General features: G+C 70.4%; 24 protein-coding genes and 1 pseudogene. 11 read left to right on the top strand and 14 right to left on the bottom strand.

The genetic code is table 11. The features are described 5' to 3' along the window. Positions 1-149: 149 nt before the first annotated feature. From ACIP6N_RS28660 to ACIP6N_RS28675, 4 genes and pseudogenes are all read right to left on the bottom strand, one after another. On the bottom strand, positions 150-2,597 hold the full coding sequence (locus tag ACIP6N_RS28660; protein ID WP_401820392.1) for a lamin tail domain-containing protein: 2,448 nt from the start codon (positions 2,595-2,597) through the stop codon (positions 150-152). Between the two features lie 491 nt (positions 2,598-3,088). After that, entirely contained in the window at positions 3,089-3,538 is a 450-nt protein-coding gene (locus tag ACIP6N_RS28665) for a helix-turn-helix domain-containing protein (protein WP_401820545.1), read from the bottom strand. Next, a pseudogene (locus ACIP6N_RS28670) lies at positions 3,535-4,050 on the bottom strand (hypothetical protein); the annotation flags it as partial. The pseudogene ACIP6N_RS28670 and the gene ACIP6N_RS28665, both read right to left, overlap by 4 nt. A 202-nt stretch (positions 4,051-4,252) precedes the next feature. After that, positions 4,253-5,818 carry an MFS transporter gene (locus ACIP6N_RS28675; protein ID WP_401820395.1) on the bottom strand — a complete coding sequence of 522 codons (1,566 nt, stop codon included), beginning with the start codon at positions 5,816-5,818 and terminating at the stop codon, positions 4,253-4,255. A gap of 91 nt (positions 5,819-5,909) precedes the next feature. On the opposite strand from ACIP6N_RS28675, the gene ACIP6N_RS28680 reads away from it, so the two are divergent. The 4 genes from ACIP6N_RS28680 (at position 5,910) to ACIP6N_RS28695 (ending at position 8,797) form a co-directional block, all read left to right on the top strand. Beyond that, on the top strand, positions 5,910-6,422 hold the full coding sequence (locus ACIP6N_RS28680) for a MarR family winged helix-turn-helix transcriptional regulator (protein ID WP_401820398.1): 513 nt from the start codon (positions 5,910-5,912) through the stop codon (positions 6,420-6,422). A gap of 171 nt (positions 6,423-6,593) precedes the next feature. Continuing rightward, entirely contained in the window at positions 6,594-7,091 is a 498-nt protein-coding gene (locus tag ACIP6N_RS28685) for a potassium channel family protein (RefSeq protein ID WP_401820401.1), read from the top strand. Between the two features lie 127 nt (positions 7,092-7,218). Continuing rightward, positions 7,219-8,130, top strand: a complete 912-nt coding sequence (gene htpX / locus ACIP6N_RS28690; RefSeq protein ID WP_401820548.1) for a zinc metalloprotease HtpX — start codon at positions 7,219-7,221, stop codon at positions 8,128-8,130. An 82-nt stretch (positions 8,131-8,212) separates the two neighbouring features. Further along, positions 8,213-8,797 carry a hypothetical protein gene (locus ACIP6N_RS28695; RefSeq protein ID WP_401820404.1) on the top strand — a complete coding sequence of 195 codons (585 nt, stop codon included), beginning with the start codon at positions 8,213-8,215 and terminating at the stop codon, positions 8,795-8,797. 39 nt (positions 8,798-8,836) lie between these two features. Here the strand turns inward: ACIP6N_RS28695 and ACIP6N_RS28700 are convergent, their stop codons facing one another. Then, a complete protein-coding gene (locus ACIP6N_RS28700; protein ID WP_401820407.1) occupies positions 8,837-9,220 on the bottom strand; it encodes a hypothetical protein in 384 nt (127 codons plus the stop codon). Positions 9,221-9,264: 44 nt separating this feature from the next. Further along, a complete protein-coding gene (locus ACIP6N_RS28705; protein ID WP_401820550.1) occupies positions 9,265-11,124 on the bottom strand; it encodes an APC family permease in 1,860 nt (619 codons plus the stop codon). A 535-nt stretch (positions 11,125-11,659) separates the two neighbouring features. Here ACIP6N_RS28705 and ACIP6N_RS28710 point away from each other — a divergent pair. Next, positions 11,660-12,721, top strand: a complete 1,062-nt coding sequence (locus tag ACIP6N_RS28710) for a YbhN family protein (RefSeq protein WP_401820410.1) — start codon at positions 11,660-11,662, stop codon at positions 12,719-12,721. Positions 12,722-12,742: 21 nt separating this feature from the next. On the opposite strand, the gene ACIP6N_RS28715 is transcribed toward ACIP6N_RS28710, so the two are convergent. The 4 genes from ACIP6N_RS28715 to ACIP6N_RS28730 all read right to left on the bottom strand — a co-directional run bounded on the left by ACIP6N_RS28715 (position 12,743) and on the right by ACIP6N_RS28730 (position 17,425). Then, on the bottom strand, positions 12,743-13,399 hold the full coding sequence (locus tag ACIP6N_RS28715) for a TMEM175 family protein (protein WP_401820412.1): 657 nt from the start codon (positions 13,397-13,399) through the stop codon (positions 12,743-12,745). A 280-nt stretch (positions 13,400-13,679) separates the two neighbouring features. Then, entirely contained in the window at positions 13,680-14,501 is an 822-nt protein-coding gene (locus ACIP6N_RS28720) for a helix-turn-helix domain-containing protein (RefSeq protein WP_401820414.1), read from the bottom strand. Between the two features lie 515 nt (positions 14,502-15,016). Beyond that, positions 15,017-16,585 (bottom strand): M4 family metallopeptidase, encoded by a 1,569-nt coding sequence (locus ACIP6N_RS28725; RefSeq protein ID WP_401820552.1) that lies wholly within the window; start codon positions 16,583-16,585, stop codon positions 15,017-15,019. Positions 16,586-17,011: 426 nt separating this feature from the next. Beyond that, a complete protein-coding gene (locus tag ACIP6N_RS28730; protein ID WP_401820416.1) occupies positions 17,012-17,425 on the bottom strand; it encodes an ATP-binding protein in 414 nt (137 codons plus the stop codon). 275 nt (positions 17,426-17,700) lie between these two features. Here ACIP6N_RS28730 and ACIP6N_RS28735 point away from each other — a divergent pair, with 275 nt between their 5' ends. From ACIP6N_RS28735 to ACIP6N_RS28750, 4 genes are all read left to right on the top strand, one after another. Further along, positions 17,701-18,858, top strand: coding sequence for a PP2C family protein-serine/threonine phosphatase (locus ACIP6N_RS28735; protein WP_401820553.1), 1,158 nt, complete (start codon positions 17,701-17,703; stop codon positions 18,856-18,858). After that, positions 18,855-20,414 (top strand): CHASE3 domain-containing protein, encoded by a 1,560-nt coding sequence (locus tag ACIP6N_RS28740; RefSeq protein WP_401820419.1) that lies wholly within the window; start codon positions 18,855-18,857, stop codon positions 20,412-20,414. The genes ACIP6N_RS28735 and ACIP6N_RS28740 overlap by 4 nt, the downstream gene beginning before the upstream one ends. Further along, positions 20,411-20,854 carry a response regulator gene (locus ACIP6N_RS28745; RefSeq protein ID WP_401820420.1) on the top strand — a complete coding sequence of 148 codons (444 nt, stop codon included), beginning with the start codon at positions 20,411-20,413 and terminating at the stop codon, positions 20,852-20,854. The genes ACIP6N_RS28740 and ACIP6N_RS28745 overlap by 4 nt, the downstream gene beginning before the upstream one ends. Before the next feature lie 114 nt (positions 20,855-20,968). After that, positions 20,969-21,436, top strand: a complete 468-nt coding sequence (locus ACIP6N_RS28750; RefSeq protein WP_401820421.1) for an ATP-binding protein — start codon at positions 20,969-20,971, stop codon at positions 21,434-21,436. A 251-nt stretch (positions 21,437-21,687) separates the two neighbouring features. Here the strand turns inward: ACIP6N_RS28750 and ACIP6N_RS28755 are convergent, their stop codons facing one another. Beyond that, on the bottom strand, positions 21,688-22,872 hold the full coding sequence (locus ACIP6N_RS28755) for a PP2C family protein-serine/threonine phosphatase (protein WP_401820423.1): 1,185 nt from the start codon (positions 22,870-22,872) through the stop codon (positions 21,688-21,690). 107 nt (positions 22,873-22,979) lie between these two features. Between ACIP6N_RS28755 and ACIP6N_RS28760 the strand changes: the two genes are divergently transcribed. Further along, the gene (locus tag ACIP6N_RS28760) at positions 22,980-23,495 is read left to right on the top strand and encodes a MarR family winged helix-turn-helix transcriptional regulator (protein WP_401820426.1); all 516 of its coding nucleotides are present in this window, start codon (positions 22,980-22,982) and stop codon (positions 23,493-23,495) included. Positions 23,496-23,692: 197 nt separating this feature from the next. Further along, on the top strand, positions 23,693-24,100 hold the full coding sequence (locus ACIP6N_RS28765; RefSeq protein WP_401820427.1) for an STAS domain-containing protein: 408 nt from the start codon (positions 23,693-23,695) through the stop codon (positions 24,098-24,100). Here ACIP6N_RS28765 and ACIP6N_RS28770 read toward each other — a convergent pair. The 3 genes from ACIP6N_RS28770 to ACIP6N_RS28780 all read right to left on the bottom strand — a co-directional run bounded on the left by ACIP6N_RS28770 (position 24,068) and on the right by ACIP6N_RS28780 (position 26,058). Continuing rightward, positions 24,068-24,541 (bottom strand): MarR family winged helix-turn-helix transcriptional regulator, encoded by a 474-nt coding sequence (locus tag ACIP6N_RS28770; protein WP_401820428.1) that lies wholly within the window; start codon positions 24,539-24,541, stop codon positions 24,068-24,070. The two genes, ACIP6N_RS28765 and ACIP6N_RS28770, sit on opposite strands and share 33 nt — an antisense overlap. A 99-nt stretch (positions 24,542-24,640) precedes the next feature. Beyond that, positions 24,641-25,801: a phosphatidylserine/phosphatidylglycerophosphate/cardiolipin synthase family protein gene (locus ACIP6N_RS28775; protein ID WP_401820431.1), complete on the bottom strand. Its 1,161-nt coding sequence runs from the start codon at positions 25,799-25,801 to the stop codon at positions 24,641-24,643. Continuing rightward, positions 25,798-26,058 carry a DUF5133 domain-containing protein gene (locus tag ACIP6N_RS28780; RefSeq protein ID WP_401820432.1) on the bottom strand — a complete coding sequence of 87 codons (261 nt, stop codon included), beginning with the start codon at positions 26,056-26,058 and terminating at the stop codon, positions 25,798-25,800. Before ACIP6N_RS28780 ends, ACIP6N_RS28775 begins: the two co-directional genes overlap by 4 nt. Positions 26,059-26,085: the final 27 nt, after the last annotated feature.

The following is a 26,085-nucleotide window of genomic DNA, read 5'->3' on the forward strand; positions in this document are numbered from 1 at the left end:
GTCCGCCGCGGCCGGCGCTTCTCCCGCGGGGGGCGGGGCGGCGGGGGCGGCGCCCGCCCCCGCGCCCCGGGGGGGGGGGGGGGGCCGCGGGGGGGGGGGGCCCCCCCCCGGGGGGGGGGCCCCCCACGCCGCGCGTGGAGCGGAACCGGTCAGCGCAGGCGGGCGACCTGGGGGTCGTGGTCGCTGGCCTGTTCGGCGAACTCGGCGTTGATGTGGACCACGTCGTAGTCCGGCTTCTTGATGGCCGGGCTGGTCAGGATGTGGTCCAGGGTCTGCGAGTTGCCGTCGTAGACGTAGCTGTACCGCTCGTTCTTCGGCAGGGTGTTCATCAGGTCCTTGAGGACACCACCGTCGGTCAGCGCGGCGAGCGGCGCGGAGAACCCGTAGTCGTTCAGGTCGCCGAGGACGACGACCTTGGCCTTCTTGTCCTTGGCCAGCAGACTCGTGACGAAGGTGTTGACCTCCTTGGCCTGGGCCAGGCGCTGGACCTCGGAGCTGAGGACCGGGGGCTGGAACCGGCCGTAGATCGGCTGGTCGCCGCCCTTGGAGTTGAAGTGGTTGCCGATGACGAAGTACGGCTCACCGTGGAAGGTGAACTCCCCGACGAGCGGCTTCCGGCTGCTCTTCCAGGCGTCCGAGGCCGGGTTGATCCGGCCCGGGGACACGGACAGCGTGACTTCCTTGCCCTTCTTGCTGTTCGTCACGGCCTCGACCGCCGTGGTGGCGTCGCCGCCCGGACGGTCCACGAAGGAGACGCGCTTCGGGTTGAAGAGGAAGACGTTGCGGATGTTGCCGCCCGGCTCACCGCCGTCGAGCTTGTCCTGCGGGTCGATGCCGCGCCACTCGTACGCCGGGCCGCCGGCCGCCTTGATGGCGTCGGTGAACTGCGTGAGGGTCCGGTCGGCCGCGACCGTGCCGTCGTCCTTGGCGCCGTTGTTGTCCTGGATCTCCTCCAGGCTGATGATGTCGGGCGACGCGAGGTTCTTGACGACGGCCTCGGCCAGCTCGTCGAACTTCGACTGCGGGTCGGTCGGGTCGAGGTTCTCGACGTTGTACGTCGCGACGGACAGCTCGTCCTCCTCGGCCTCGCGGGTCACCTCCCGCTCGATGCCGCCGGACTCGACTGTGCCGAGCTTGGTGGTCTGGAGGCTGTAGCCGCCGTAGTTCGCGTAGTCGAGGACACCGGTGCTGTCACCCGTCAGGGTGTCACCGACGTTGGCCTTGACCTGCTCACCGGTCAGCGAGGTGACGAGGAGGCGGCCCTGGTTCACCTGGTCGTACGCGTTGTAGAGCGTGCCGCCGCGCGAGGTCTTGTTCTGGTTGGGCTTGGTGGTGATCCAGGTCTCGCCGTACGAGTTGGACGCGCCCACGACCCGGCTCGTGCCGACCCGTACGAGCATGCCCTCGCGGGACTCCAGCCAGTCGAGTGCGTACTTGGTGGGGCGCAGCGCCAGGTTCTCGATGTTGCCGTCGGCCTGGTTCGGCGTCGGGGAGTAGACGTCCGCGAGCGTCTTGTTGTCGATCAGCTCGGCCGCGGGGAGAGCGTTGCCGGAGGACACGACGGTGGTCGCCGGGCCGCTCAGCTCGGTGACGGACTGCCCGCCGGCGCTCGCGCCGCCCGGGTAGTACTCGGAGATCTTGCCGGTGACGACGACGGAGTCACCCACCTTGACCTGCGGGGTGACCGAGCCGGTGAAGACGAACAGGGCCTCGCTGGTGGAGGGGTCCGAGTCGGGCTTGGTGTCCTGTACCCAGAAGCCGCGCGAGGAACCGGTGGCGCGGATCGCGGTCACGACGCCGGGCACGTTGGTCACGGTCGCCCCGTTGTACGGGGAGAGCCTGGTGGTGCCCTGGATGTCGTGGATACGCAGGTCGCCGGGGGTGGGGTCGGCGGGCGGTGCCGGCGGGGCAGGGTCGCCGCCACCGGTGCCGCCCTCTTCGCCGGCGCTGTTGCGCGGGGACGGGGTGGCGCCGGACAGGTCGGCCGCGTTGTTGTCGGTGTCGGTGAGGGCGGCGTCCCTCGTGACCGAGGTGGTGTTGCCCGCGCCGGTGGCCGGAGAGGTCTCGCGCACGACGGCGGTGCCGAAGCCGACGAGGTCCTTGATGCTGTCGTTCGCCGCGCAGTCGGCCGCGGTGAGGCAGGTCAGCGGGGTGGTGGAGTGGACCAGCGCGACGGTGCCGCTGGTGCCGGACAGGGCCAGGGTGCCGGACGCGTCGGGGGTGGGCAGGGCGGTGTCGCCGCCGGCGCCCTTGGCCTCCGCGACGAGGTAGCTGCCGCCCGCCGGGATGGCTCCGCTGAGCGGGGTGGCCTGCCACTTGGAAGTGCCGGTGGGGGCGCCGCTGAGGTACTGCACGGACCAGCCGGTGAGGTCGAAGGGAGCGCTGCCGGCGTTGCCCAGCTCGACGAAGTCGTTGGTGAGGGTGGCACCGGAGTTCCCGCCGCCGCCGTACACCTCGGCGATCACGGCGTCCGGGGAGGGCGTCGCCTGAGCTACGAGCGGGAACCCGACCAGGGATCCGGCCAGGCCGACGGGGAGGGCGAGGGCAGCCACCTTGGCCCGCCGGCCACGGAAGGCCGCAGGGATGGATGAGGGCACGATGAAACTCTTTCTCTAGCGTGTTCTCAGTTGCGTTCTCCCGCCTGGTCCGCCACCCGCCGGTCTTCGCCAATTCCCGCGCGGGCGACCGCACATGCAGCCGCGCGTGGCATGCGAACGTGGTGAGCGGAGAGGTACGAGAGGGCTCTGGAGTCGGCTCAAGATACGCGCGTAGATACGCGCCCAACAAGGGGCGGACGGCCCAAGATGTAAGTGTTTACCGGCCGTTCGCCGGATTTATGCGAAGTTCTCTGTGTCGGTCGGCTCGTCGGGCTGGTCGTGTGGGGCAGGCGTGCGGGTGATTCGTCCGGTTTCGCTACGGGAGTGAACGCTCCGTCAAGTTGCCGTGCACCACACGTCAATGACAGCGGTGGACCACGCGGCACAGGATGACTGCGTAAGGCGGCGTAAGCGCCGGTGCGGGCTCGGAGGCCGCCGTCCACGGGGGTGACGGCGGCCCTGGTGCCGCGTGTGCGTACGTGCGGAGCAGGTCAAAGAGGGGAGCCGAGGGCCTGGTGGCGGTAGTCGCGGGGCGGGAGGCCGTAGGTGGCGCGGAAGGCGCGGGTGAACGTGGCGTGGCCGGGGAAACCCCAGCGGGCCGCGATCCGGTGCACGGGGACGGTTCGCAACGTGCGGTCGGCGAGGTCGCGGCGGGCGTGTTCGAGGCGCTGGCCGCGTATCCAGGCCGCGACGGTGCTGTCGTGCCCGCGGAAGAGCCGGTGCAGATAGCTGACGGAGATGTTGTGAGCTGCGGCGATGATGGCCGGCGACAGCCCGGGATCGTGCAGATGCCGCTGAACGAACGCCCTGACGCGCAGAAGCAGGGCGCGGTGCCCGCGCCGTCCGGCACGTGCGCGCCGGCGTCGAGGTGATGGGCGAGCACCGCGGTCAGCAGGTCGGGGGCGACCGTCCCCAGCCGGGCGGCGTCGGCGGGCCGGCAGACGCCGGAGCCGGTGGTCAGACCGGTCAGGAACTGCGTGAGCGGTGCCCCCATGCCCGCGCGGCCGGGGAGCGGTACGGCCATCAGCTCCGCACTCCGGTCCGCGGGCAGCGGCAGCAGCGCACGCGGTACATGGGCACGTACGAGCGCGGCCGTCCCCTGGTCGGCGCCGATCTTCAGGTCGAACGGCCGCGAACTGTCGTACAGCGCGAAGTCGAACTGCCCCAACTCCGCCTCGCGGGCGTCCTGGACGACTCCGAGCCGGCCGCGCAGGGCGAAGATGACCGAGTACAGCTCGGGATCGCACTGCCGGATCAGCCGCGGGGTGCGGCGTACGTCCGAGGGCGAGCACGTCAGGTCCACGACGTTCAGCGCCCGCGCCGTGGCGGTGAACCGCTCCGGCTCGCCGCTCTCCACCCGCATCGGGTGCGGGCTGCCGACCTGGAACGCGTCGAAGCGGGCCAGCCGCTCCGCCGGCGGAAGGTCGTCGCCGCGAAAGACGGTCTGCATCATGGTGCCCCTCCCCGGGCGTCACCGTAGTGGCCCGGACGGCGGGCGGACACGAGGACGGCCGTTTCCGGCCACGCGCGTGCCGTCATGCAGGCTGGGGAAAGCGGGTCGTCGCGTCCTCCGTGGGCCGGACGCGTACGGTGTGCGGCCGTTTCCCGGCCTGTTTGGGCCTGTTCCGGGGCCGCACACCGCCGGGTCGGCCGGCCTACGTTCCCTGGGACACGCCTTCCGGTTGCCGCCCGGCGCCCGCGCGTTCGGCCCGGCTCGGCTCGTGCGGCTCGGGTGCCCGGTTCGGTGCTCCACCGGCTCCCGTGTTTCGGGGGCGCAGTGTGAACAGCAGGACGGGCGCGGTCAGCAGCGCGGTGACGGCCCCGATCCACAGGATGACGTGGAAGGCGTCGGTGAAGACCGCGGCGGCTTCGAGCGAGGTCGTGTGCAGCCCGGCGTTGAGCGCGTCGGCGACCGCCCGCGGGTCGGGGACACGGCCGGTCAGGCCGGCGGCGGTCATGCTGATCATCAGGGACCCGCCGACGGCCGCCGCGGCCGTGTCCGCCGTCAGCCGCATCGCGTTGAACATGCCGGACGCCATGCCGGAGCGGGCCAGTTCGACGCTGGACACGGCGGCGCCGTCGAGGACGGCCAGCGTGAGTCCGTATCCGACACCGATGACGATCAGCGGGGCGGCCAGTGTGCCGAGCCCCACATGCGGTGCGATGACGGTCAGCCAGCCCATACCAACGGCCATGATCACCATGGCGGCGGCCAGTTGGACTCGCAGGGAGACCACCTGCGGGAGCCGGGCGGCGAGCATCGAGACGATCACGGCGGGCCCGGTGAACAGCAGCAGGACGGCCCCGCCGCGTACCGCGCTGAAGCCCTCGACGGCGCTGAAGTAGGTCGGCAGCAGGACCAGCAGCGGCAGCAGGCTGAAGGCGAGGACGATCACCGCCACGTTGACACCTACGAAGCCCGGGTAACGCAGCAGTGAGAGGTCGAACATCGGCGCGCTCTGCCGGTGTTCGACGATCACGAAGCCGGTGAGCAGCAGGACGCAGCCGATGAGTGAGCCGATCACGAGACCGGAACCCCAGCCCAGGGCCGGAGCCTGCACGAGGGCGAAGATGAGCAGGAAGAGTCCGCCGGTGAAGGTGACGGTGCCGGCCCGGTCGAGCGGGCGCGCGTCGGGGTTCTTCGACTCCTGGAGCACACGAGAGGTCAGCGCCACGGTCAGGCCGAGCACGGCCGGGATGGCGAAGACGCCGCGCCAGCCCATGACGGAGAGCATCGCGCCGGAGAGCAGGGGGCCGAAGGCGAGGCCCGCGCCGAGCGCCGTGCCGAAGACGGCGAAGGCACGGACCCGTGCCGCGCTCTCGAAGCGGGCGGCCAGCAGCGTCGATCCGCTGGTGAGTGTCGCGGCGGCGCCGACGCCGGCCGCCGCACGCGCGATGTCGAGGAAGACGATCGACGGGGCCAGGGTGCAGAACAGGGCTGCCAGGCCGAACAGTCCGACGCCGGCGCGGAACACGCGGCGGCGGCCGATCCGGTCGGCGAGCGTGCCGAAGGCGAGCATCAGCGAGGCGAACGTGACGTTGTAGCCGTTGATCACCCACTGCAGCGACTGCGCCCCGGGGTGCAGGTCACCGGCGATATCGGGGATCGCCACCGCCGGGCCGGTCAGCGACAGCGGTACGAGGGTGACCGACAGGCTGATGAGCAGCAGCGTGACCCAGGCGGGACGCTGCTCGCCCCGATGGGATGAAGATATCTTCAATGAGTTAGGTTGCTTCACAAGGGCAGGACCATACAGGCAGGCGGAGATCACGGAAGACAGGGGGGTTCCTCGGTGGCTACAGTCACTCGGGATGACTGACGACGCGACGAACGAGACGAGCCGGGAGACGGGGGCCGACGCCGATGCCGGTGCGGTCGGTGAACTCGGCTTCCACCTCAAGGTCGCCGAGCAGGCGATCATGGCGCGCAAGGCGGAACTGCTGCGCGGTCTCGACCTGACCGTGCCTCAGTGCAGGACGCTCGCCGCTCTCATGGGGGGTCTGTCCAAGTCCTGCACGCAGCTCGCCCGGGAGGCGCTGGTCACATCGCAGACGATGACCACCAATGTGAGCAAGCTGGAGACGAAGGGGCTGGTCGAGCGCCGGATGTCACCGGACCACGGGCGGGTCGTCCTCGTCTCCCTCACCTCCTCCGGTGTCGAGCGCGCGCGTGCCGCGCACCGCCTCTCGGCCGCGGTCGAGAGAGATGTGTGGGACGCCTTCTCCGCCGGTGACCGCTCGCTCCTGCTGGCCATGCTGAACAGGGTCGTCGAGGTCGCACCGGCCGCGGGCCCTGAAGCGGGCACGGAGGCCTTCGGCGCCTGACGCTTCAGGCCCGCACGCCGTCATCCATCCGCTTCCGGGGCCCGGACGAGGACCCGTGGCCCAGCCGGCGCGGGGCCCTCCGGTTCCGTGCGCGTCGCGTCCGGGGCGTCCGTCGCCCGGGGGTACCTTTCAGGCGGAAGAAGGCACAACCCCTCCGACCGAGGTGCGATCATGCCGCCACCCTCCTTCGTCTACCTGTTGAGAAGGCTGCTGAGGAGCACGCACGGGCACCGGCTCCACGTCCAGGCGGCCGTCTGGGCGGCCGTGATCACGGTGCTGTTCCTGCTCGGCGGATCCTGGCTGATCGTCCCGGTCGAGGAGTCGGCGCCGCATGCGACGATCACGTCGTTCCCGAAGGCGCTGTGGTGGTCGATCGAGACAGCCACTACCGTCGGATACGGGGATTTCTTCCCCGTCACGGCGGCGGGGCGGGTCATCGCGTCCGTGGTGATGGTGGTCGGGATCGCTTCGTTCAGCATCGTCACCGCCGCGATCGCGACCTGGTTCGTCGGCGGGGCCATGCGGCGTGTACGGCGGGCGGCCGCCGGTTTCGAGCTGGTGGAACGCAAGGGCAGGACGGAGGCGTCCGACGAGATGCGGGTACTGCACGAGCGCTTCGACCGCCTTGAGCGCCTGCTGGAGGATTCCGGGCGGCCCGGAGACAGCTGAACCGGCGTGCTCCCCTGCGCTCCACGGCCTCCGCGTGCTCCCGCGCTTTCCGGAAAAACACTCCCCGAGCAGATCTCCTCCTGGCTGACAAGGAGGACAATTGTTCTCGGGAAGAGTCGTACTGGAGATGACGATGGCACGGAGTCGCTACATTCCCGACCGCGGTCTGACCACGCGCATGGTGGGCACCATGTTCCTCATCGGACTGCTCTACGTGGTGCTGGTCGGCGTGCTGCTGGCCGTGCTGCACGGCGCGTGGCTGATCATCCTGATCGCCGCCGGTGTTCTGTTCGTCGCGCAGTTCTGGTTCAGCGACAAGATCGCGGCCGCGAGCATGGGCGCGCGCCAAGTCACCGCCGAGCAGGCCCCCGAGCTGCACGGAGCGGTCGACCGCATCTGCGCGCTGGCCGATATGCCGAAACCCCGGGTGGCGCTCGCCCAGAGTGACATCCCGAACGCCTTCGCCACCGGACGCAGCGAGCGCACGGCTCTGGTCTGCGCCACGACCGGCCTGCTGCGCAGACTGGAGCCCGAGGAACTGGAAGGCGTCCTGGCGCACGAGATGTCGCATGTCGCCCACCGTGATGTCGCGGTCATGACCATCGCGTCGTTCCTCGGCATACTCGCCGGGCTGATCACCCGTGTCGCGCTGTGGAGCGGGCTCCTGCGCGGAGCCAGAAACGCCGGCCCGGCGGGTCTGGCGATCCTGCTGATCCCGCTGGTCAGCGCGGTGGTCTACGTCATCGGGTTCCTGCTGACCCGGCTGCTCTCCCGCTACCGGGAACTCTCCGCGGACCGGGCGGCCGCCCTGCTCACCGGACGTCCCTCGGCGCTCGCCTCAGCACTCACCAAGGTGAGCGGCCAGATGGCGCGGATTCCGACGCGCGATCTGCGGAAGGCCGAAGCGTTCAACGCGCTCTACTTCATTCCGGCGTTCTCGTCGAAGGAGAGCCTCAGCCACCTGTTCTCCTCCCACCCCACGCTCGAACAGCGCCTTGAGCAGCTTGCCCGCATCTCCGCCGAACTCGCCCGTCCGTGAGCTTGTGCCGGCGAGCCCGTGAGCCCGGCTGCCTGCCGGGCCCGCCCCCAGCAGCCCCGCCCAGCAGCGAGGAGTTTCGTCCGTGGGTCTTCTCGACACCATCCTCGGCCGCAGCAAACCGGTCCGCCCCGATCTGGACCAGTTGTTCGCCCTGCCCTCCGCCGCGCTCACCCTCCAGGCCGGTGCGGGCTTCACCCCCACAGGCACCGGCTCCGTCTGCTTCGCGGGCGTCGAGGGCGGCGGTTTCGCCCGGATCAAGCAGGACGTACAGGACCTGCTCGACGCGGACGTGGCCGAGGACGGCTCACCTGTCCGGTTCACCAGCGACTCGTACGGCTATACGTGGCTGCTCGCCCGGCAGGCCCCCGACAACCTCGCCGCCCTGGTCAACGACTTGCACGCGGTCAACACACTGCTCCAGGACGGCGGCTTCGGGCCCCAGCTCCTCTGCTCGCTGGTCGGATTCCGGGACGCCGGGCAGCGGCCTCTCGCCCTCGTGTACCTCTACAAACGCGGCACGTTCTTCCCTTTCGCGCCCGTGCCCGGTGGCGCGGAGAAACGAGACAGCGAACGCGAACTCCAGGTGAGGGCCGTGCTGGGGGACGATCTGCGGATCGAGCCCGACCTCAGCCGCTGGTTCCCCGTCTGGGGAGCACCGGGCCTTTGACGGCGCCGACAGCCTCGGCCGGGGCGCCACCGGCGGCCGTCAGCGGCGCCACCAGCGCCTTCCCGGTTTCGGCCGGGGCAGCACCGGTACGTCGGGCAGGGGCACGGCGGAATCGGAAGGACCGGCGCCGGATCGGGGATGGAGATCCCCGGCCGAGTAATCGGCCGCCGCGATGCAGTCAACGATCTGCTCTTCCGTGAAGTCCTCGGATCCGGCCACGTGCGGTACGTAACCGATGAGCACGCCGTTACTGAGTACTTCCGCGTCCAGCCCCGCCGCGCCGTCGGTGTCCCACAGCGCCTCCGCGTCCTCATTGATGACCACACGGATACCGAATTCATAGACCCCGACTTCGGCCACATGCGCCATCACCCTGCGGGCGCGTAGCGCGGTCACCAGCCGGTGGGCACGTTCCGAGTTCATGAGCGCCGCTGCCTTTCCGTTCCCATTCCACTGTATTCCTCGGCTCAGACGTGGAAGGGAACCGTGGTCACCACGATTTTCGGCAGAGGCCGAAGCGCCCGGCGCAGCCGTCCGCCGAGCGGGCTGTGCAGGAGGCGGTACCGCCAGGGACGTACGACGATCTCCGGCAGGATGACCGTGATCGTCAGGTCGGTGCGCTGGTGGTGCAGGGCCTCGATGTACGAGACGAGCGGCGCCACGGTCGCGCGATAGGGAGACAGGAGCACCCTGAGCGGGAGATGGTCGCCCCACAGGAGCCAGCTCTCCCGGAACCGCTCCGCGTCCTGCTCGCTCGCGCTGACGTGCACCGCCAGGACGGGCTGGTGCAGGGAGGCCGCGTAGGCGAGCGCCCGCATGCTCGCCTGGTGCAGCGCGTCGATCGCGACGACGGACAGATGAGTGACCTCCTCCGGGGAATCCTCGGACTCCCTGTCGGCGGCGCCCCCGGAGGACGGCATCGGGCGCGCCGGCGGCGGTACGGGCGCGGGCGAGCAGACGCCGGAGCGGGGGGTGTCCGTACGGCCGGGAATCTCGATCGTCTGGGGATGCAGCCGCAGCGCGTCCCGCACCCGTTCGTAGTGACGGCGGATCCGGGTGGTCAGCAGCAGGAACAGGCCGACGGTGAGCAGGGCGAGCCAGGCACCCGCGGTGAACTTGACGATGCCGGCCGTGATGAACACGACGGCGGAGAGGAAGGCGCCGGTGGCGTTGAAGCACAGACTCTTGCGCCAGTGCCGTTCACGGCTGCGCCACCAGTGCACCACCATGCCGCTCTGCGAGAGCGTGAAGGCGAGGAACACCCCGACGGCGTACAGCGGAATCAGCGAGGCGGTCTTGCCGTCGAACGCGACATAGACCACGGCCGCCGCGACGGAGAGCACCATGATCCCGTTGCTGAAGCCGAGCCGGTCGCCGAGCCGCAGGAAGATCCTGGGCGCGTGGCCGTCGCGCGCCAGCAGGAACAGCACCCGGGGGAAGTCGTTGTACGCGGTGTTCGCCGCGAGCAGCAGTACCAGCGCCGTGGCCGCCTGGGTGAAGACGTACATGCCGCCCGACCCGAAACTGCGGTGGGCCAGCTGGGACAGCACGGTCTCCCGTGTCTGCGGGAGCACGCCCTCCAGGCGGACGATGGCGATCGTGCCGGCGAACATCGAGACCAGCAGGACGATCATCCAGGACAGGGTGGTGCGCGCGTTGCGCCAGGACACCGGTTTGAACGCCGGTACCGCGTTGGAGATCGCCTCGATACCGGTCATCGCGGTCGACCCCGACGCGAAGGCCTTCATGATCAGCAGCAGACCGACCCCTTCCACCGCGTGCGTCGGCGGATACGGTACGGCGGCGAAATTCCGCCCCGCCGCGTGATAGATGCCGAAGCCCACCAGCGCGAAGATGGCGATGATGAAGGCGTACGTGGGCGCGGCGAACAGCGCGCCCGCCTGGCGCACTCCCCGCAGGTTCCCCGCCAGCAGGACGGCGATGACCAGTACCCCGATCGGGACGATGTCGCCGGTCAGCCCGGGAATCGCCGATGTGACCGCGGCCATTCCCGAGGACACGGAGACGGCGACGGTCAGGATGTAGTCCGTCATGAGTCCGGCCGCGGCCACCAGTCCGGGCACCCGCCCGAGATTGTCCGTGGCGACGATGTAGGAACCACCGCCGTGCGGGTACGCGCGGATCGTCTGACGGTACGACAGCCCGACGGCCAGCATCAGGAAGACGATCGCCAGGGCCACCGGCACGGAGTACGCCAGCCCCGCGCTGCCGCCGGCCGCGAGCACCAGCACCAGCGCCTCGGGACCGTACGCGACCGACGACAGCGCGTCCGCCGAGAGAACCGGCAGTGCGACGATCTTGCGCATGCGTTCCCGGGCGATCGCGGTGCTCTTCAGCGGCGCTCCCAGCACCGCGCGCCGCAGCCGGGAGCCGAGCCGCCCGGTGCCCGTCTCCTCCGGCTCCGAGGGCTGCTCGTCGCCGAGCGGAGGCACCGGCACGAAGCGTCCGAAGCGGGCCGGCACGATCTGGGAGGGTTCCGGATAGCTGCCGACCTCGGGATCCACCGGCAGCGCGCGGCGCCAGGCCTCGGGAGCCGCGGACACCCGCCCCCACTCCCGCCCCACCAGCCGCAACAGCATGGACTGCTCGGCGGTCAGCTTCGGAACGGACACCAGCGCACTGGAAGGGTCGCCCGCCGCTTGAGCGCCCTGGGAGTCTTCGCCCTTGGTATTCGTCACCCTGCGAGTCTCATGGGCCGACGCCGTCGCCGGTCGCTCCTGACCGGGCGACACACGCGCGAGAAGGCCGACCACCCGTCCGGACGTATGCCGGACTCCGCACGCGAAGGCCCGCGCTCCGTCCTGATAACCGCAAGGACGAAGGCACCGTATGGTGACGTATGTGGCGAATCATCCCGAAGGGCAACAGGATGATTCGGGACGCCCTTCGGCCAGGACGGTGCGCCCGATCTGGTGGGTGGTCTCCGGGGGTCTGCTGGCGGCCGCCGTGGTCATCGCCATTTCCCGGCGCCATGAGCTGCTCAGCGCCGTACACCTGATCACCGATGTGCGTCTGTCCGGACTGCTGCTGGCCGCCGGGTTCGAGGCGGGGTCCCTGGCCGCCCTGGCGGCTCTGCAGCACTGGCTGCTGCGGGCCGGAGGCGTACGGATCCGCTTCCGGGCCGTCGTCGCCATCGTGCTGGCCGCCAACGCGATCGCGGGAGGACTGCCCGGCGGGGCGGCGTTCGCGGCGGCCTGGGGGTTCCGTCAGCTGCGCCGCAGGGGCGCGGGGCAGATGCTGGCGGGCAGCGTACTCGCGGTCTCGGGACTGCTGTCGGGGCTGACACTCTTCGTGCTGCTGATGTCGGGTGTGCTGGCGGACGGTTCCTCGGGGCCCGTCACCGCACTGCGTCCCACCGTCGTGGGGCTCGCGGTCGTCGCGGTCGTGGTGGTGGGCGCGGCGGCCCTGCTGTCACGCTTCCGCCGGGTGCGGCGCCGGGCCTGGCGGGTCTGGCGGCGGATCGGCCTGCGGTCCCGGCGCCTGTGGGACATGGAGCAGTCCCTGTCCCTGCTCGGCCGTCACGTACGCGCCACCAGGCCCGGGGTGCGCCCGTGGCTGTGGCCCACCGCCCTGGCCCTGCTCAACTGGACCCTCGACATGGGGTGTCTCGTCGCCTGCGCGTGGGGTCTGGGGATCGGTGTGCCGTGGCACGGCATCCTCGTCTCGTACACACTGACGCAGTTCGCGGGAAGCCTGCGCCTGACACCGGGCGGGCTGGGCGTGGTCGAGACGAGCCTGACCGCGCTGCTCGTGCTGTACGGACTGACCACCGATCAGGCGATCGCCGTCACGCTCCTGTACCGGGTGCTGAGTTACTGGGCCCTCCAGCCGGTCGGCTGGGCGAGCGGGCTGGCGCTGATCGTGAACCGCAGACGCGGAGCGCGGCGGACGCCGGCCGGCTGAGAGCGGACGCCCCCGGGGAGGTCAGCGGGGACCCGCGTGCGACGCCTTGCGGGCCCGCCAGGTGAGGAAGGAGCCGATGGCCCCGCTGACGACCAGCAGGCCGGCCATGGTCAGTGATCCGTTGCCGGGGAAGACGTACGCCGCCGGGACGGACAGCAGGAAGGCCACCAGGTCGAGCCAGAGTTCGTGCTTCTGCGTCTCGGTTCCGACGTCCGGGGAGGACCGGTGGCGCCCGGCCACGTAGCGGATCATCAGGAGAGACGCGACGGCGCATGCGTTCACCCCGGCGTAGGTGACCAGGGCGAAGCCGGTCTCGCTGCCGTACGAGGCCAGCAGGCCGGTCACGAACGGCATCGCGCAGACGGTCAGCAGCAGGAACAGCGTCCACCGGACGAGAGCCGCGTGACTGACCACGACACTGCGGGTCTCGGTGCGGTGGCGCCGCCAGTAGCTGCCGACCACGTAGAAGCTGAGCAGGAATGCCAGGTAGTGGGACGACTGGTCCCCGAGGGCGTGTCGCAGCTCCTGATCGGTGGTGTGGCCGCCGAGATCAGGCACCCGCAGATCGAGCGCGAGCAGCGTCATCGCGATGGCGAACACGGCGTCGGCGAGGCCGAACATCCGGATGGTGGCGCGTTCCGTGACGACTTCGTCGGTCAGGCCACTGCTGGTGTCCATCGTTGTCTCCGAAAACGGGATGCGGGCTGCGGGGCGCGGCGGTGGCGCCGTGGTCGCCGGGAGCCGCCCGGTGGTTCCTCAGCATGCTGACGGGTCGGTGAGCCGCATACGGGTTACGGCGCGTCAGGACGCGTGGCCGATTCGGCGGCAGGGCGGTCGGAAGCACCCGGAGGTTCGGATTCATGAGGGCCCGGGTCCGCGCAGACGGCGTGGCGGTGCGCTCAGCTACGACACCATGTCCGGGGCGCCGTCGGCAGGCCCACCGGGGCTTTCCCCGGGGTCAGTTGGCGCGGAGCATCGCGGTGCGGGCGTGCGCGCGGCTGGCTCCCGCGTGGAACACCAGGATGATCAACCGGGCGCCCGGGGCGGTCAGCGGCTGCGCCGCGCACATGGTCACCCAGCCCGCGCCGTGCCGGTGATGCAGTATGGGACGTTCGTCGCCGTCGGGGTGGATGGAGGCGCCTCCCGCCTCGTACAGCGGAGCGCCCACGGGATCGGCGTAGATCTCGTTCTCGATCTGCCGCAGTGTCAGATCGTCGGGACGCGAGGCCAGCGCGGAGCGCAACTGCGGCATGACCGGCGGTGCCCAGGCGTTCTCCCAGTCCGTCAGGGTCTTGCGCGCTTCCTCCTCCAGAAGCATCCACCGCATGATGTTGGCGGGGACCTGCCCGGCGGGGAACAGGTCGGCGAACGCTTCGTTGCAGGTGAGCAGGTCCCAGGAGGCGTCGGTGATGTACGCCATGTGCGTGATGCCGTCGACCGCCTCCTGCCAGGCGCCGGGGACCGCCTTGCCCGAGGAGGTGTGGAGCGGGCCAGGCGGGTCCTGTGCGCGGGCGTACCGGCACAGTGACACCCACTCCTGCTCATTGAGGGCGAACAGCTGGGCGACATCGCGCAGCAGGTCGACGGGCGGGTTCGGATAGGTGCCGGCTTCGAGCCGGTGGTACGTGTGGATCGCGCGGTTCAGGAGCTGGTCGACCTGCTGCTGTGAGAGGCCGGGCGCGCGCCGGCCCTGTCCTGTGGGACGGCTCAGACCGTGGGATTCCGGATCAATGAGGGCGCGGCGTTCTCGGAGCAGGGTACGGAGCGCCTTCTTGTGCATGTCCGGTAATCCTCTGGCGATTCAGGGGGAGTTGAGCGTGTGCAGTCTAATTATTCATAGCCGCTTTGGTATGAGAAATTGCCCGAAGAAAACGATCGGCGGATGAGGGATGCTGCTTCACGAGAGGTTGTCGGTCCGCCGAAACCGGTATGGCTCGGAAATGGGCCGAATTGACCGGTGCGGTAACCGTTCCTCGGTCCCGTGGGCTCATTGGCCCGGGACCCACTGGCTGCGGCCGGTGCCGACACTCGCCATTATGCGCGGCCTCGGTACCGGTCGCGTTTGTGTGTGTCCGGCCCTGTGCGCGTCCGGCTCCGGATGTGTTGGGAAGTGAGCGGGCGGGGTTTTGAGCGGGCCGGTTTCGTACGACCGGCTTTACGCGGGCCCGTACATCGGAAAGGCGCGGACGAAGGGCACGGGCCGCACGTGCGAAACGCGCCGGACCCGTGCCCCGGACTGCTGGTCGGGGCTTATGCCTCTGTGCCCCTCTGTGTCCCTGTTCCCTTATTCGGCGGTCACGTGACGTTGACCGCGCTCCAGGCGGCACCGACCGCCGCGTACTCGGTGCTGTCCGCGCCGTACAGGTCCTCCGCCGCGCTCAGCGTCGCGGTGCGCGCGTCCGCGTAGTCGGTGGTGGACGTCATGTACGCGGTGAGCGTCTTGTACCAGATCTGGACGGCCTTGTCCCGGCCGATGCCGGTGACCGTGGAGCCGTCGGAGGTCGGGCTGTCGTAGTCGACTCCGTTGATGGTCTTCGCGCCGCTGCCCTCGGACAGCAGGTAGAAGAAGTGGTTCGCGACACCGGACGAGTAGTGCACGTCGAGGTTGCCCACGGAGGAGGACCAGAAGTCCGCGGAGCCGGAGCCGCCGTGTTCGGCGTCCTTGCTCGGCTTGTCCATGTACCGCAGCGGGGTGCCGTCGCCGTAGAGGTCGACCAGCTCACCGATGTTGTAGTCGCCGGTGTCGGCGGCGGTCCCGGAGTGGAACTCCACGGCGGTGCCGAAGATGTCCGAGGTGGCCTCGTTGAGGCCGCCTGACTCGCCCGAGTAGATCAGGCCGGCCGTGGCCGCGGTGACGCCGTGGCTCATCTCGTGCCCGGCCACGTCCAGTTCGGTGATCGAGCGGGCATTGCCCTCACCGTCCCCGTACGTCATGCAGAAGCAGCTGTCGTCCCAGAAGGCGTTGACGTAGCTGTCGCCGTAGTGGACACGGGAGTAGGCCGCGACACCGTCACCGTTGATACCGGTGCGGCCGAGGACGTCCTTGTAGAAGTCGTACGTCTCCGCCGCGCCGTACTGCGCGTCGACGGCGGCGTTCTGGCGCTCGCTGTCCCAGACGTCGTCGTCATCGGTGAACAGTGTGCCCCTGGCCGAGGACGTGCTCTGGTTCGCGTCGTACGTGCTGTGGCCGCCGCGGTCGGTGTCGGTCAGCTCGAAGGCGCCGGCGCTCCCGGTCGAGCCGATGGTGACGTCGCCGTCCCACGTGCCCGTTCCCGTGCCGGTCTTGACGTCCTCCTGGCGGGACAGCTCCTTGCCGGTGGTGGCGTCGGTGATGACATGCAGCTCGCTCGGCGTGCCGTCGGGCTGGACGCCCCGGACGAGGGTGTCCCAGGCGAGCACGGGTGTGCCGCCGGCCGCCCAGATCACCTTGACCGGGTCGGTGCTCGCCTTCGCTTCCGTGGTCCTCTCGGCCGAAGCGGCCTTCAGCGCCGCGGACCTGGCGGTGGAAGCGGTGACCGCGGCCTCGGTGGTCGCCACCGATATGCGGGCCGCGGTCGCCTTGGTGACCTTGCTCGTGCCGCCGCTCGTCCGGTGGACGACGAGGTCGCCGCCGATGACGCGCAGACCTTCGTAGGTGCGGTCGTAGCGCGTGTGCACCGTGCCGTCGGCGTCCTTGATGACGTCCTTGACAACCAGCTTCTCCTGGGCGCCGAGCCCGAGGGCCTGGGCCTCGCTCGCGGTGTCCGCGCGGGCGGACCGGAGAGCCGCGGCGTGCCGGCCGGGGGAGAGCGCCAGAGCGGCGCCGTTCGCTCCACGGGGCGCCGACTGGGCGCTGGCGCCGGTCTGTACGCCGAGCGCCACCATGGCGGCGGAGGCGACCAGGGCCGCGATGCGGAGGGTGTTCTTGCGAGAGGTGTGCTTCTTGCGAGAGGTGTGCTTGCGGGGGCTGGAAGCTACGTTTCTCACTCGGTCTCCCAAGGGCGTCGGGCCGCCCGGAGGCAGCCCTGTGTGGGGGGTGGGGCCTCACCGCGAGCCGTGGGGACGCGTGGTGAGCTGTCCCGAGAGTGACATTGATCGGTCGGGTTCGGACAGATCCGAAACGGTAATTTGACCTTGTGTTATCAGATGAGCCCCGCATAGAGGCAGCAACCGGACGCTACGCGCGTCCGCCTGCCGTTCCTGGAATGACAGGCGACATGCGTCAGGCACCGGGCAGCGGCCGGCGGGTGGAGTCCGGCGGCCCGGAACTGACGGGCCGCCGGTGCGCGGCCGCGGTTCGTCCGGCGTGTCTCAGAGGTGCACGGTCGCCCGGATGAGCTTTCCGCCGTCCGCGTGCGGCACGACCGCGACCTCGGCCGGCCGGTTCACCAGAGGCCAGCCGTATCCTCCGGGCAGCCAGTCCGCGGTGTGCTCGGTGAAGGTGGGAACGCGCGCGCCCGCGTCCCGCACCGTGATCTCCACCACTCCGTGACCGGCGGCCAGCCGGAAGCCGGTCACCCCTCCCGCGTGGCGTATGGCGTTGGTCACCAGCTCCGAGACGATCAGCAGCACATCGGCCACGGCGGGCTCCGCCGCGAGCGGTACGTGCAGGCCGAGGAAGTCACGTGTCAGCACGCGGGCCTCCGCCGTGTCGGCGGGCCAGGCCTCGATCCACACCGGCGTCCCCGCGACGGCGTTGTCCGCCCCGTCGTCGACTGTCGTCATGCCCCGCACCCCCGTACACGGCTCTCGTCCCTGCCCTGCGGTTTACCACATCAGGGCCCCGGCCGGTTCACCCACCGGCCCGGCGAGATGCTCCTGTTGTCGCATATGCTTCCGGCCGGAACGATGCCATGAACCCGCGTCGTCCGGGTGAGGGGGTGGAGAGAGTGACCGATTTTCCTGTGGGCGTCTCCGCGCGTCCCGTGCAGCGCCGCAGAGGTACCGGGATCGTACCGGCACAGCAGGCCTCCGCGGCCGTGCGCGAGTCCGTCTGGGCCATGGACGCCGTCATGCTGCTGGTCGAGGACGACTCCGGTGACGCGCTGCTCGTCGAGGAAATGCTGATCGACAGCGACCTGGACTCCTCCCTCACCTGGTGCAAGACGCTGGCGGAAGCCCAGCAGTTCCTTCTCACCTGCACCACCCCGGTCTGCGTACTCCTCGACCTCCACCTGCCGGACGCGCACGGTGTCGACGTCGTCACCCGCGTCCTGAGCAGCGCCCCCGACGCCGCCATCGTCGTCCTCACCGGCATGGCGGAGGGCGAGGCCGGGCTCTCCGCCGTGGCGACCGGCGCGCAGGACTACCTCGTCAAGGGGCGCATCGACCCGGAGGGACTGAGCCGCGCGGTCCGCTACTCCCTCCAGCGCAAGCAGGTCGAACGGGCCACCGCCGCCCTCCGGGCCAACGAGCTGATGGCTCAGGAGAACGCCCGCCTCGAACGCGGCCTGCTGCCCGTTCCGCTGCTGCGCGGCGAGGACTTCGAGGCGATCGCCCGGTACGAGCCGGGGCGCGCCCACGGACTGCTGAGCGGTGACTTCTACGACGTCGTACAGACCGCGGACGGCACGGTGCACGCCGTCATAGGTGACGTGTCGGGGCACGGCGCCGCGGAGGCCGCCCTCGGCGTCTGCCTGCGGGTGGCCTGGCGCACCGCCGTGCTGTGCGGAACGCTCCCGCTGGAACAGGTGCGCCTCCTGGAAGAGATCCTGGTCGCCGAGCGCGCGGACCATCATGTCTTCGCCACGGTCACCTCGCTCGTCTTCCCGCCCGACGGCCGCCGCGTCCAGGTGATCCGGGCCGGCCACCCGGGCCTGCTCGTCCGGGACGCGACCGAGGTGCGCTGGGAGGAGCCGCAGGTGGGGATGGCCCTCGGTCTCCTTCCCGGTACGGGCCGCTGGACCGAGACCGAACTGCCGCTGCGGCCTGGAGGACATGTGGTGCTTTTCACGGACGGACTCTTCGAAGGACGTACGGGCCCAGCGGTCAGACTCGGCGAGGAGGGGCTGCTCAGACTCGCCAGAAAGCACGGCGCGCTGCCCGCCCAGTCCTTCGTCGACGCCCTGGTCGACGAGGCGGCCGAGGGCGCCGCCCCGTTCGGCGGGCTCGCCGACGACGTCGCCGTACTCCATCTCGGCTGGGGGGACGGCCGGTGAGCTTCTGGAGCACCACACGCACCAGGCTCTCCGTCCAGGGATGGGTCCAGCTGATCCTCGGGGCGCTGGTCCTGGTCGTGTGCGCCTGCACGGTCGCGGGCGGGGTGCTGCTGGCCCAGACGAACGCCAGAACCAACGAACTCGTGGACCGCATCCAGCCGGCCCGCTCCGGCGCCTTCCAGCTCCAGAGGTCGCTCCTCGACCAGGAGACCGGCGTACGCGGCTTCGCGCTGACCGCCGATCCGGCGTTCCTCGATCCGTACGGCCAGGGCCGCAAGGACGAACAGCGGCTGACCAAGGCCCTCGCCCGCGTCGTGGCGTCGGATCCCGGCTTCACGGCCGACCTCGGCCGCATCACGCGCGCCGCCGAGAAGTGGCGGAGCGAGGCGGCCGAGCCGCTCATCACCTCCGTGCGCACCCGGGGCGCCCAGTCGGCGTCCGGGGAGGACCTGGCGCGGAGCAAGACCACGTTCGACGAGCTGCGCCGGCTGTTCACCGAACAGCAGAACCACCTCAACACCGCCAGGAAGCAGGCGCGCACCGACCTCGACCACAGCCGCTCGCTGCGTGACACCGTCTTCCTCACGGCGCTGATCGTCTTCGTCGTGGTGGTCGTGGGCCTCGCCTTCGTGCTGCAACGCATGGTGGGCCGGCCGCTGAAAGCGCTGCGCGCCGCGTCCGAGGACGTGCGCGCCGGGGCCTTCGACCGGCGCATCGAGGTCCACGGCCCCTCCGACCTGCGCGCCGTGGGCGCCGCGGTCGAGGACATGCGCGCCCGCCTCGCCGACGAACTGGCCGCGTCGCGCGCGCGTGAGAACCTGCTCGGGGAGCAGACCGAGGAACTGCGCCGCTCCAACTCGGAGCTGGAGCAGTTCGCGTACGTCGCCTCGCACGATCTCCAGGAGCCGCTGCGCAAGGTCGCCTCGTTCTGCCAGCTGCTGGAGAAGCGTTACAGCGCGGAGCTGGACGACCGGGCCAGGCAGTACATCGACTTCGCCGTCGACGGCGCCAAGCGGATGCAGGTCCTGATCAACGACCTGCTCACCTTCTCCCGGGTGGGCCGGGTGCACGACGCCTGGCAGACCGTCGCGCTGGAGCAGATACTCGACCGCGCACTGGGCAACCTCGCCATGATCGTCGAGGAGTCCGGGGTGACGGTCGTACGGGAGGACCCGCTGCCGGAGGTGAACGGCGATCCCAATACACTCGTCATGCTCTGGCAGAACCTCGTCGGCAACGCTGTCAAGTTCCGCAGGCCCGACGCCCCGTCCCGGATCACCGTCGGCTGTGTCCGCGAGGGCGACGACTGGCATCTGACGGTCTCGGACAACGGGATCGGCGTCGCACCCGAGTTCGCCGAGAAAGTCTTCATCATCTTCCAGCGCCTGCACGCCAAGGACGAGTACGAGGGAACCGGCATCGGTCTCGCCCTGTGCCGCAAGATCGTAGAGTTCCACGGTGGCAGAATCTGGTTGGAGCCCGTGCCGGAGGGTGGCACACGCATCCACTTCACCATCCCCGCCATCCCCACCATCCCGCCGGGAGACACTCAGTGACCACGCCCCTGCAGTCCATCGAAGTCCTGCTGGTCGAGGACGATCCGGGCGACGAGCTGATGACCCGCGAGGCGTTCGAGGACAACAAGATCCGCAACACCCTCCATGTGGTGCGCGACGGCGAAGAGGCCCTTGACTTCCTCTACCGGCGCGCGCCCCACGAGGAGGCGCCCCGGCCCGACCTCATCCTGCTCGACCTCAACCTGCCGAAGTACGACGGCCGGCAGGTGCTGGAGAAGATCAAGACGGATCCGGAGCTGGCGCTGATCCCGGTCGTCGTGCTGACCACGTCGTCCGCCGAGGAAGACATCCTGCGCAGCTACAAGCTGCATGCCAACGCCTACGTGACCAAGCCGGTCGACCTCGACCAGTTCATCGCGGCGGTACGGCAGATCGACGAGTTCTTCGTCACCGTCGTCCGGCTGCCCGGCCGCAGGTGACACCCTTCACACAACGCAACACAACGGGGCGGGCATACCGTCCACGGACAAAGGGCATAAGGGCCTCGTAGAAGGGGGACCCGGTCGCCCCCACAGGGCGCGGGCAGGGAGCGTATGAACGAGACCACCATCGGCAGGGCCCTCACCCCCGCCCCAGCGGATTCCGTGGACCCGCTGCGCCGTGCGGCGCAGTTCAGCGGGGAGCCGGGCTGTATCGCCGAGGCGCGGCGGCTGGCCGTGCAGTTCCTCCAGCAGCTGGAGGCGGAATGGTTCGCCGCCCTGGGAGACCGCACGCGCGACGACGTACTGCTGGTCGTCAGTGAGCTGGTCACCAACGCGGAGCGGCACAGCCACGGGCCGTACGTCCTGGAGCTGGAAGGCACCGACCGGCGGGTGACGGTCACCGTTCTCGACAGCAGCGCGACCCTGCCGCGCCGCTTCGAGCGGGACCCCACCCGGCTCGGCGGCCACGGCATGGAGATCGTCCACGCGCTGTGCGACCGGCTCACGGCCGAGCGCGTCCCGGTCGGCAAGAGGGTCCGGGCCGACTTCGTTCTGGAGCCGGACGGCGCGACGGGCTGAGGCCCACGCCCCCGGCTCTCCTGCGGCTGACGCGGTCACGGCTCCGGAGGGAATCCCGCCCGGAGCCGCGGCGTGTGCTGAGCCCGGGAGCCGGTAGCCCGCAGCGCCGAAGGGCGAGAACACGCAGCACGCGTCGCTGAGTTCGAGAGCGCCGGAGCCGAGAACCCGGAGCCGGAAGCCCGTGGCCCGGGAGCGCCGGCCCTATGACGTGTGGCATCCGGCTCAGCCGTACCGTCCCGCCCCGGGACGGCTCAGCTCCGCTCTCCTTCGTCCTTCTGTCTGCCGAACCAGTCCAGGCAGAGCACCAGCGCGTCGTCGGTCGACTCGGTCTCCCGGTGGGCCGCCAGCTCACGCAGCACCGCGCGCGGCACCATGGCGGCCGGCAGCAGACTCGTCGCGCTGACCGCACGGGCCAGCGCGCGCTCCGCGTACACCTCGCCGCGCGGCGAGACCGCCGCGTACACCCCGTCGCTGAGGAAGAACAGCCGGTCGCCCGGTTCGACCTGGAAGGTCTGCGCCACGTAGTCCGACTCCTCGAACATGCCGAGCGGCAGCTGCGCGTCGAACTCGACGCGTTCCACCGTCTTGCCCCGCTGCCGCCACAGCTGCGGTGAACCGGCGTCCACCGCCTCCACCCGGCCCGTATCCAGCTCGAACCGCAGCAGCAGGGTCGACACGTAGGCGGCGCCCCGGTGCCGCTCGTACAGCGCCTGGTCGGCCAGCGCCGCCTGGTCGGCGATACCGATGCCGGCCCGGCGCGCGTTGCGCAGCGCGTTGACGGCGAGATTGGTGAGCAGGGACGCCTCGATGCCCTCGCCCATGCCATTGGTCACCGCGAGCGTCAGCTCATCGGCGTCCGACGCCCAGTCGAAGTTGTCGCCGTGGATGGCGTACGCGGGCTCCAGCTGGGCCCCGATCGCGTACTCCCGCGCCGTACACGCCCGCGCGGGCAGCAGCTCCCACTGCATCTCGGCGGCCAGAGTCAGCCGGTTCACGCGCCGGGCCCGCTGGTAGAGGTCGGTGTCACGATCGGCCACCAGGATCTCGTGCCCGAGCAGCTCCGCGATTCGCGTCAGCTCCTCGACAGTGTCCGCGGTGGAGCGGTCGGCCGGGAGCTGGACCGTGAGGATGCCGAGGCGTTCCCCGCGTACCGTCACCGGCAGATGGTGGTCCACCGCCTCTCCGTGCCTGACCTGCCGCTCGCGCGCCTCCTGGCTGCCGAAGGCCCGGCCCTGGGCACTGTTGTTCAGCGACAGCGCCCCCTCCGGGTGGGTGACGAAGTCGACCGGCTGGAGCACCGTGAGTCCGTAGTCGGCGAGGTACAGCTGTACGGATGTCACGCCGTACGCCGCGACGAGCGCGCCGCGCACGGCTTCCACCAGGGCATGCGGCTCCGCTGCCCGGACCGCTCTTTCCACATCCGCGAGTACAGTCACTGTCGTTCAGGCCTTCTTCTTCCAGGGGCGAGTCGGGTCGGGTCGGTCGGTCCGTCCGGGCCTGCGCCGGGCTGACAAAGGCCCGTGCCGGATGAAAGGGTGGATCGATGTCGCGCTTCACCGGTCAGCCACGCCCGCGCGCGCAGGTCGCCGAGGCAGCCTGCGCCGCTTCGGAGCTGCTTGAGGTGCTGTGGGGACGTGGCCAGGAGGCGGCGCCCTCCGGACCGGTCTCGCCTTCCCAGCTACGGGCCCTTCTCGTCATCGAATCGCATGAGGGCGCGAATCTCCGGACGCTGGGCGAAGTTCTCGGTTCGCGTCCCTCCTCGCTGAGCAGGCTGTGCGACCGGATGGAGGCCATGGGCCTCGTGCACCGCTCGCCCAGCCCGACGAGCCGGCGGGAGGTCGAGCTGCGGCTGAGCAGGCGGGGCCACCAGGTCCTCGACGAGCACCGGGCGTTCCGTACCCGGGAGGTCGCCGTGGTGCTCGCGGAAATGGATCCCGCGGAGATCATCGCGCTCGCCGAGGGGCTGGCCGCGTTCCGCGCGGCCGCGACAAGGCGTCTCGGCACCGCCGGCGGCGGGTCCGCCGCATGCGGGCAGGACGGCGTGGCGGACACCGCGTAGCTTCATTGGGTCCCACTTCCTGGCCTCTGCACGTTACCTTCCGCACGCTTCGCACCTTCCGTACTCTCCGCGTGAAGACGGGCTGCGGAAGCAGTGAACAGATTGTTGCCCACCAGAGAATGTTGTCAAATGGCAACTATCGCTTCTATCGTGGTGGACGCACAGTCAGCTGTTCGTCCAGACCCCGAAGGATCGTCGTGCCCCCTCCCCACAGCGCGGGCCCCGTCATGGGACTGACCGCGCGGCAGGACGGCGACGCGTTCGTTCTCGCCGTCAGCGGTGATCTCGACCTCGAGAACACCGGACCGCTCACCACCGCCGTGACCGAGGCGGGCGAGAGCGCGCGTGGCCCTGTCGTCCTCGACCTGTCCGGCGTCACCTTCGCCGACTCCACCACCGTGAACGTGCTTCTCCAGGCGTACCGGGCGCTCGGCGGGCGGTTGCGGCTCGCCGCTCCCTCCGCCTTCGTGAAGCGCCTGTTCGACGTCATCGGGCTGTGGGAGGCACTGCCCGTGCACGACAGCGTCGAGAGCGCGCTCGCGGCCCCCGTCCCCGCGGACACGGCGGAGGGATCAGCCCCGGCCGTCTCTGACAGCGGCGAGTGACGCGGCGAAGGAACGCAGCCCGGTGAGCAGATCGCCGAGGTCACTCGCCGGCATCCGGCGTATGACCTCGGCGATCTGCCCCGCCCGCCTGTCCTGGTAATCCGTCAGCAGCGCGGCGCCCCGCGGGGCGAGCGCCAGCTCGATCTCCCGGCGGTCCGTGGTCACGGGACGGCGCTCCAGCAGCCCCGCCGCCTCCATCGCGCTGCACACCCGGCTGGCGCGGGAGAGCGTCAGCCCCATCGATTCGGCCAGACCGGTCAGATTGACCCCCGGCCGCCGCTGGATGACGGAGAGCAGCCGGAGCCGGTGCGGCGGGAGCCGCGGATCCAGCGCGGCTGCCGCGGAGGCCGAGATCTCCGTCACGGCCTCCGCGGAGACCGCCAGTTCCTCCGCGGCCTCGCGCGGGGTGTTCCCGGGCTGTTCGGGGCCAAGCCCTTCCATGTGCGCATCCGTTCCGCCAGTCCACCATCGCCGGGGTCTGAGGATGCCCTGCCCGCTGTGCTCTGTTTCACACGGGGTACCGGTCCGACCCGTCCGGCGTCACAGGAACCGCCGGATGGGCGCGATCGCCGCCTCCTGGGCACGCCGGGCGGCGGAACGCCGCTTCCAGCGGCCCGGCTCGATCTTGTTGCTCGCGGCGAGATCGGCGTCGAAATCCGCGTCCAGGACGGCGGTGAAGTCCTCGTCGAGAGCGGCGAGCATGACCTCTTCGTCATGGTCGAGCGAGCGCCGGTTGATATTGGTGGATCCGATGAGCGAGGCGACGCCGTCCACGGTGATCACCTTGGCGTGCATCATCGTCGGCTGGTACTCCCAGATGCGCACACCGCAGGCCAGCAGTTCCTCGTAGTGGTTCTGCCCGGCCAGCCGGCAGACCCGCTTGTCGGTGTGCGGGCCCGGCAGCAGGATCTCCACGGACACACCGCGCCGCGCCGCACGGCACAGCAGATCCACGAAGTACGGGTCGGGCGCGAAGTAGGCGGTCGCCATCCGCAGCCGCTCCTCGGCGGACTCGATCATCACCCGCAGCAGGGTCTGCATGTCCTGCCATCCGAAGCTCGCCGAGCCCCGTACGACCTGCACCACCGCGTCGCCCGGCTGGTTGTGCTCGACGAAGCGGTCGCGCTCGTCGAAGAGTTCTTCGTGGCACTCCGCCCAGTTCTGCGCGAACGCCGCGGCGATTCCGTCGACGGCGGGGCCGCGCACCTGGACGTGGGTGTCCCGCCACTCGTTCTCGTTCCTGGCGTCGCCGCACCACTCCTCGGCTATGCCGACGCCGCCGGTGTACGCCGTCGACTCGTCCACCACGAGCACCTTGCGGTGGCAGCGGTGGTTCTGCTTCATCGGCGAGAGGCGGTGGGGCCTGCGGAACCAGGCCACCTGAACTCCCGCCTCCGTCATGGACGTCAGCAGCTCGTGTTCGATGAGCCGGCTGCCGAAGCCGTCGAGCAGGAGCCGGACGCGTATCCCGGCCCTGGCGCGCTCGGCGAGCGCGTCGGCGAACTCCGCCGCTATCGCACCGCGCCAGTAGACGAAGGTCATCATGTCGACGGTGTGCTCGGCCTCGCGGATGCCGCGCAGCATGGCCGCGAAGATCTCGTCGCCGTTGCGGAGCCTGACGAGCGCGTTGCCTTCGGTCGCCGCGATGCCGATGAGCCGTTCCAGCCGGCGGCGGAGCGCCTGTCTGCGTTCCGCCGTCACGCGGTCAGCGCCACGGTGTCTTCCGCGGTGCGCGATGCGCCCGCGCCGGTGGTGGGTGCGGCGGCCAGCCGGCTCCCGGCGCGGGCGAGCGCGTCCTCGATCGCCCGGGTGCCGGTCAGCACGCAGAGTGTGTAGGCGAGATCTTCCCGTCTTCTGCGGATCTCGGAGCTGTCCCGCTCGGAACGTGGGGCCTGGACGGCTTCGTACCGCGAGAGAACGTCGTGGAGTACGTCGGGGTGCGCCATGAGCACGGGCATGCCTTCCTTCGTGGCCGGTCGGATTGT

The organism is Streptomyces sp. NPDC088725, from assembly GCF_044751305.1.
Taxonomy (GTDB): Bacteria; Actinomycetota; Actinomycetes; order Streptomycetales; family Streptomycetaceae; genus Streptomyces.

What these genes read in the sequence shown, in the direction of transcription:
- ACIP6N_RS28680 (WP_401820398.1), top strand. Translation starts at nt 5,910, where the DNA reads ATGACTGACGACGCGACGAACGAGACGAGCCGGGAGACGGGGGCCGAC.
- ACIP6N_RS28685 (WP_401820401.1), top strand. Translation starts at nt 6,594, where the DNA reads ATGCCGCCACCCTCCTTCGTCTACCTGTTGAGAAGGCTGCTGAGGAGC.
- htpX (WP_401820548.1), top strand. Translation starts at nt 7,219, where the DNA reads ATGACGATGGCACGGAGTCGCTACATTCCCGACCGCGGTCTGACCACG.
- ACIP6N_RS28700 (WP_401820407.1), bottom strand. Translation starts at nt 9,220, where the DNA reads ATGAACTCGGAACGTGCCCACCGGCTGGTGACCGCGCTACGCGCCCGC.
- ACIP6N_RS28705 (WP_401820550.1), bottom strand. Translation starts at nt 11,124, where the DNA reads ATGCGCAAGATCGTCGCACTGCCGGTTCTCTCGGCGGACGCGCTGTCG.
- ACIP6N_RS28715 (WP_401820412.1), bottom strand. Translation starts at nt 13,399, where the DNA reads ATGGACACCAGCAGTGGCCTGACCGACGAAGTCGTCACGGAACGCGCC.
- ACIP6N_RS28720 (WP_401820414.1), bottom strand. Translation starts at nt 14,501, where the DNA reads ATGCACAAGAAGGCGCTCCGTACCCTGCTCCGAGAACGCCGCGCCCTC.
- ACIP6N_RS28725 (WP_401820552.1), bottom strand. Translation starts at nt 16,585, where the DNA reads ATGGTGGCGCTCGGCGTACAGACCGGCGCCAGCGCCCAGTCGGCGCCC.
- ACIP6N_RS28730 (WP_401820416.1), bottom strand. Translation starts at nt 17,425, where the DNA reads ATGACGACAGTCGACGACGGGGCGGACAACGCCGTCGCGGGGACGCCG.
- ACIP6N_RS28735 (WP_401820553.1), top strand. Translation starts at nt 17,701, where the DNA reads ATGGACGCCGTCATGCTGCTGGTCGAGGACGACTCCGGTGACGCGCTG.
- ACIP6N_RS28750 (WP_401820421.1), top strand. Translation starts at nt 20,969, where the DNA reads ATGAACGAGACCACCATCGGCAGGGCCCTCACCCCCGCCCCAGCGGAT.
- ACIP6N_RS28760 (WP_401820426.1), top strand. Translation starts at nt 22,980, where the DNA reads ATGTCGCGCTTCACCGGTCAGCCACGCCCGCGCGCGCAGGTCGCCGAG.
- ACIP6N_RS28770 (WP_401820428.1), bottom strand. Translation starts at nt 24,541, where the DNA reads ATGGAAGGGCTTGGCCCCGAACAGCCCGGGAACACCCCGCGCGAGGCC.
- ACIP6N_RS28780 (WP_401820432.1), bottom strand. Translation starts at nt 26,058, where the DNA reads ATGCCCGTGCTCATGGCGCACCCCGACGTACTCCACGACGTTCTCTCG.